The sequence below is a fragment of the Actinotignum urematis genome (assembly GCF_051264595.1).
GTDB lineage: Bacteria > Actinomycetota > Actinomycetes > Actinomycetales > Actinomycetaceae > Actinotignum > Actinotignum timonense_A.
In genome coordinates, this window is record NZ_JBOZBG010000015.1 from 48,358 (window position 1) to 54,503 (window position 6,146).

The 6,146-nt window shown below is 61.3% G+C and carries 4 protein-coding genes; 2 read left to right on the plus strand and 2 right to left on the minus strand.

The features are described 5' to 3' along the window. Positions 1-104 precede the first annotated feature (104 nt). Entirely contained in the window at positions 105-1,043 is a 939-nt protein-coding gene (locus ACRQDJ_RS07240; RefSeq protein WP_284897221.1) for a sugar kinase, read from the plus strand. Between the two features lie 52 nt (positions 1,044-1,095). After that, positions 1,096-2,199, plus strand: coding sequence for an LppP/LprE family lipoprotein (locus ACRQDJ_RS07245; protein ID WP_284904735.1), 1,104 nt, complete (start codon positions 1,096-1,098; stop codon positions 2,197-2,199). 132 nt (positions 2,200-2,331) lie between these two features. Here ACRQDJ_RS07245 and ACRQDJ_RS07250 read toward each other — a convergent pair whose 3' ends face one another. Then, complete coding sequence (locus ACRQDJ_RS07250; RefSeq protein ID WP_435717930.1) at positions 2,332-4,590, minus strand: CAP domain-containing protein; 2,259 nt, start codon at positions 4,588-4,590, stop codon at positions 2,332-2,334. Positions 4,591-4,854: 264 nt separating this feature from the next. After that, complete coding sequence (locus ACRQDJ_RS07255) at positions 4,855-6,045, minus strand: NAD-dependent formate dehydrogenase (RefSeq protein ID WP_026428718.1); 1,191 nt, start codon at positions 6,043-6,045, stop codon at positions 4,855-4,857. Positions 6,046-6,146: the final 101 nt, after the last annotated feature.

Genomic DNA, 6,146 nt, shown 5'->3' on the forward strand with positions numbered 1-6,146 from the left:
CTCCCCCTCGATATGATGGCTATGGTGACCGCCACGCGCGCGACCCCGGCACACCAGGCCGGGGCGGCGGGGCGCGGGCGGCGTCGTCATCAAGGAGGAAAAATATGACGGATCTGGTGACTTTCGGCGAATCGATGGGGGCTCTGACCTTTACGGAATCTCCGCAGATCGGGGCGCGGCCGCGCGCGTCCTTCGGCGGTGCGGAAACGAATGTGGCCATCGGGATGGCGCGGCTGGGGCATTCCACCGCGTGGGTCGGGAGCGTCGGCAAGGACCTATTTGGGTACATGATTATGCGGACCCTGCGCGGCGAGGGCGTGCGCTGGGATCACGCCCGCCAGATCACCACCGCGCCCACCGGGGTGCTGGTCTCGCGCCACGCCGGGCTGGGGACCTTCGCGGTGGATTACCACCGTAAGTTTTCCGCGGGGCGCCTCATTACCCCTGATCAGATCCGCGCCATGTTTGAGCTGGAGCCAAAAATCGTGCATCTGACGGGCATTACCCCGGCGCTCGGGGAGGAAGCACGTGCCGCCACGATGCTCGCCGTGGAGCTGGCCGGGGAGCGCGGGGTGCCGGTGTCTTTCGATGTCAATTTCCGCTCGCGCTTGTGGGATGCTCAGGACGCGGCGCCGGTGCTCGCGCAGATCGCGCGCGGGGCGCATGTGGTCTTCGGCGGCACGGAGGAACTGGAGCTGCTCACCGGCGAATCCGAGGTGGCCGCGGCAACTCAGCGCCTGCTGGACTGGGGCGTTTCGGAAGTGGTGTGGAAAGATTCGACGACGGCGCGCGTGACCACCCCCACCGAGTCGGTGGAACGACCCGGGCGGCGGGTGACCGTTGTGGATACCATCGGGGCTGGTGACGCCTTCGTGGCCGGTTATCTTTCCGGGTGGCTGGAGGGACTTTCCTTCGCGGAGCGCCTGGACCGCGGGCACCTCCTGGGGGCCTTCGCGGTGGGCACCATCGGCGATTGGGAAGGCGGGCCCACCCGCGAAGAACTCACCATCGCGGAGATCTCCGGCGGCGAAGTGGCGCGCTAGCGCGCCGGCATTATCAACCTAAAGCTTTCCGAATGACTAAAAAGGGGCCATTATGAAGAAGAGCGTTGGTGTTTTAACTGGACTGGTCGTGTTACTACTAGGCGGTTGTTCGCAAAAACAACCAGACTCCTCCGCCGTGGACCCGTCAGGGGCTTCCGGCACAGTTCTCGACACTGTGACCTCCTCTCCGGAACCATCTTCTCGGTCTGCTACCACATGCGGCATGGGTGCGGAAGAGGCTTTTGCCGATGGTATTGCGCGAGCGCCGCATTTGCCCGATCTTCCTTGGATACAAGACATTCAGTATGCCGATCTCGATGGCTACGATCCGTGTGCTCCCCTTTCTGTCATTTCTGTTGCGGCAAGCCAATCCTCGGGGATACCCATGAGTGTCCAGATCCTTTATAGCCACGGTGAGTATCTGTATCCGGCTACAGGTAGTGACGTTTTCGGTATGCCGGCTAGCGTCGTACGAATATCGCCAAATGAAATTCAGATCAACTATCTTTATGCTAAAGCTGATGAAGATTCGGCGTCGGCAAGTGGCATAGCGTCGTCGATTTTTACCATGAACGAAGCGGAAACGGAGATTGTCCGCGTGGGCCAACTCCCGCGGAGGGCAGAACAGCTTACAACAACCAGTTCGGACCACTTTGATAAACCACGCTATGTCGACAAAGGCCATCGGCCGGGCGTTCCTGCTGGCGCATACATTGGGGCTGGCGGTCCGGTACCTGAAGGCGCGATTGAGATCCCGATCAGCGGTTATGATCCACAAAGCCAGCGGGACGTCCGAACCATTACTGATAAAGACGCTAATGTGACATGTCAGTTTTATGACCCGCCAAATGGCAGTGCTACCTGCGGGGTGAAGTCATATAAGGAGCGTAACCTCTATCCATCACACCCGGGTAACAGTGGTAGTTTGCCCCGTTGGTCCTTCTCGCTATGGCGAGATGAAGTTCCGGAAGCGCACGAAACTCAGGATATTCAACCGTATATGGTCAAAAACTTTGGTCACATGGTTGTGAAACCTAGAGAGGTTGTCTATTCGGGCCCGTATGTCTGTGTGGCAAGTAATTACGCCATGAGCTGTTGGAATACGGAAACAGGTCACGGGGTGTACATGGCGCGCAGTGGTTACCAGAGTTGGTAATGAGTTCTTTCTATACGCATTTAGGTGCAGCGAAAACAAGCTCTGCACTCACCTTGGTGCGGTAGGTGAGTGCAGAGCTGCACATACGCGAGGATGGCGCTACAGGATGGTGCTATTTCCTGGGTCGGCGCCTTAGCGGCGGACGGCGGGGGTGTCGGTGCCGTTGCCGTCCCAATCGCCCACGAAGAGCTGGTCGGAGGTGCGCCCGTAAGCGAGGACCTGGTCGGCTTCGCCAGCGGCTAGCGAATTCTTCACGTAAACGGTATTGCCCCGGCGCACCGCCAGCGTATCTACGCCGTCGCCGTTAAAATCGCCCAAAATTGTGGCGTCACCGGCACGGCCGTAAGAAAAAACGGTATCCGCCGCGCCGCCCGCGATGGCGTTTTTGACGTAGTACAGGTTGCCGCGGCGCACCGCGAACGTGTCCTTGCCGTCCCCGTCGAAATCGCCGGTGAGGACGGTGTCGCCCGCGCGCCCGTAGTGGACCACCCGGTCGGCCTCCCCGCCGTGCAGGGAATTGAGGACGTAGAAGGTATTGCCCCGCCGCACGGCGAAGGTATCCTTGCCGTCGCCATCGAAATCGCCTACTAGGATTTCATCGCCGGCGCGGCCGTAGGCGAATTCCACATCGGCAGCTCCGCCATCCACGCTGTTCTTGACGTAGATCTTGTTGCCGCGGCGCACCGCGAAGGTATCCTTACCATCGCCGTCCCAATCGCCGACGAGCACTTCATCGCCGGCCCGCCCGTAGGAAAATACGCTGGCGGCCTCGCGTGAGGTCCAATCATTGGAAACGTAGAAGACGTTGCCGGTGGCGGGGTTGTTGGGAGCGGGCGCGTTCGTGCCGGGAGTGCCGGGTGTAGGCGCGGGATTCGGCGCCGGCGCGGGTGAAAGGCGATCTACATCGGCCTGGGCGCGCGCCACATCGGCCTCCGCGGTGGCGAGCCGCTCGCCGAATTCCCCGAGCTGCGCGGCGCGAGCGGCGGCACGCTCCCGCTCGCCCTGAGCGGCGGTGAGCTGCTCGGCGAGTTTCTGGACAGCTTGCTTCGCGGCCTTCGCGCTCTCATAAGCTGCGGTCGCGGCCGTGAGTTTGGCCTGCGCGGTATCGAGCGCGGCCTTGGCCTCGTCGTATTCTCGGCCAGCGGTCTCAAGTTGCGTTTTCGCGATCTGGGCTTCCAAGGATTCAGGATCGCCCTTGGTAGCTGCTTCGAGTTCGGCCGTCGCATCTGCCAGAGCCGTACGAGCCACGGAAGAGCCCTGGGCCATCTCATCCTTGAGGCCATTCATATAACTCTGCAGCGCGGCGGAGTAGTCCGCAACCGTTTGCGGCTGCGAGGTGTCACCGTAAAGAGGCGTGTGATCGAAAGTATTTGCCTGGATATTAGGGGCGAAAGCTATCCCGGTTACGGTGTAATCGCGGTTCACAATATTAAGGTAATGCCCGACTTTCGCGAAGTCCGTGACGCCCTGGTCGTGGAGTGCCTTTTCGTTGTGATACCAGAGCTTGAGGGAGAGCTCATCGCCGGGATAGTTCGCGGAGGCAAGGTTTTCTGCCACGTTGAACGCGTTAATATGCGTCATTTTATTGGTGCGAGATTGTGCATTGACCTGGAGCTGGGCGACGGCCATGAGGTAGTCCGTGACCTTGAGCGGCTCAAGCTGGTGTGCGGCGCGCAGCTCGTTGATCTTCGTAATGAGGCTCAGGGTTGTCGCCATGGAATCCAGGTTCGTGGCATCATCGGCTGCGCCCGGATGAGTATAGGACGCTAGTGGCTTACCCTGGTACTCCGTATTGGTGCTGAAAACATCGAGGGCTTTCTGGGCGCTGCGGGCTTCGTAAAACCCGAGGGTTCCCCGATCCCATTGCGCTTTCGCTGCGGTCTTGGATTCTTCAAGCTTGGCCCGAGCGGCATCCACTTGTTCCTGGGCGGCTTTGGCAGCCTCAGGATTGGGCGCAATCGCCTTATCGTAGGCGGCCTGCGCGGCATCGCGGCGGGCCCGCGCGGACTCGGCATTCTTGGCGAGTTGGGGCATGACAGAAGCTGCGTCGTCGTACCCCTTCTTTGCGGAATCGAAACTGGAAGCTTTCGCGACCGCGGCATCATACGCCTGTTGCGCGGCCTCCACCTGCGCGTTTGCCCGCGCGTAGGCCTGCGCGGCGCTCTGAATATCCGCGAGGCTCGCGCCGCTCGCTTTTATTTCCGCGAGGATGGCGTCCCGGGCGTTAATCGCGGCGGTGAGTCGGGCACGGGCCTCGGCGAGCTGGGTTGCGGAGCTATTACCGGGCGTGATGTCGCTGGCGGCGGCGGGAGCGGGGCTGAGAACCGGCAGGGCCTGGGCGGCGAGCGGGACCAGCAGAGCCCCCGTCATGAGGAGTGCCGATGTGCGCATAAGAGTCTCTTTCTGTTTCGACCGTGAAAGTGAAAGGGATAATTCCCGGAGCGCAGGTTAGTGGCCGTTCCTGGGCGTACGCCGGACGCATAGTGGGAAGAAGCTGGCCCGCGCCGCGCACGTCACCGCCGCGAAACCCCCACACACGACACCGGCGCCGCGGAGCGAATCGGATTCCCGAGGGAGATCGCGGTTCGCCACGCGGCGCCAATGGAGAGTTCAGGACTTGCGAGAGCTAGAAATAGAGCGAGAACGCTCTACCTTTTACTTACCGGTGGATCCGGGGCTGGCCTTACCGTCGGTGGTGTAGGACTTCGCGCCGGTTCCGGCGAGCGCCCCACCCTGGACGATAATGTAGGAATCGCGCAGCTGGCGACCAGCGAAGAAATCTTCGAGGATTTCGCGGGTGCCGGCAGCGTAGCGAGTCTGTGCGGACAGCGAGGAACCGGAGGTGTGAGGGGTCATCGCGTTGCGCGGCATGGTGCGCCACGGGTGATCCTCGGCCGGGGGCTGCGGGTACCACACGTCCCCGCCGTAGCCGCCGAGCTGGCCGGATTCGAGGGCCTTGACAATGTCGTCGCGCACCACGATCTCCGCGCGGGCGGTGTTCACGATGTAGGAACCGCGGCGCATCGAGTTGATCATCTTCTCGTCCACCATATGGTAGGTATCCGAGGTGAGCGGGGAGTGGATGGATACCACGTCCACGCTACGCATGAGGTCCTCAACGGTCTCGTGGTAGGTGGCGCCGAGTTCCTTCTCCGTCTTCGGATCGAGGCGGTACAGATCGTAGTAGTGCAGGTTCACATCGAAGGGCTTCATGCGCTTGAGCAGGGCGCGGCCGATGCGGCCGGCGGCGATGACGCCCACGTCCATGCCTTCCAGGTCATAGGACCACTTGACGGCATCTGCGATGTTCCAGCCCTTTTCGTCGGTGACGATACGGTGGGCGGGAACGAAGTTACGCACCAGGTTGAGGATGGTCATGGCCGCGTGCTCGGCCACCGAAATCGAGTTCGAGTAGGTGACCTCAGCAACCGTGATATTGCGCTTCATCGCTTCGGTGAGGTCCACGTGATCGGAGCCCACGCCGGCGGTGATGGCCAGCTTGAGGTTCTTGGCCTTCTCCAGGCGATCCTTGCCCAGGTAGGCGGGCCAGAACGGCTGGGAGATAACCACGTCCGCATCGGGAAGATGCTTCTCGAATTCCGAATTCTCGCCTTCCTTATCGGAGGTGACGATGAGTTCGTGACCGTTATCCGCGGCCCACTTCTTCAGGCCCAGGGCGCCGGAGACGCACGCCACCATCTCGCCCGGGGTGAAATCGATGCCCGACGGCGTAGGAGTGCTGGAGCCGCCCGGGTAGCAATCAATCGTGGGAATGGAATCGCGAATGTACTTGGGCGGGAAGCCGTCCACGGGATCCGGGTACAGCACCATCAGAATTTTCGCCATTAAAAATGGGTTAATAGACAAATGGTGGGTCTTATATCCGGGGTTTGCCCCGCCATAGCAACGAAAAGTCGGCCTTATTGAGGTCGAGCACCTCAATAAGC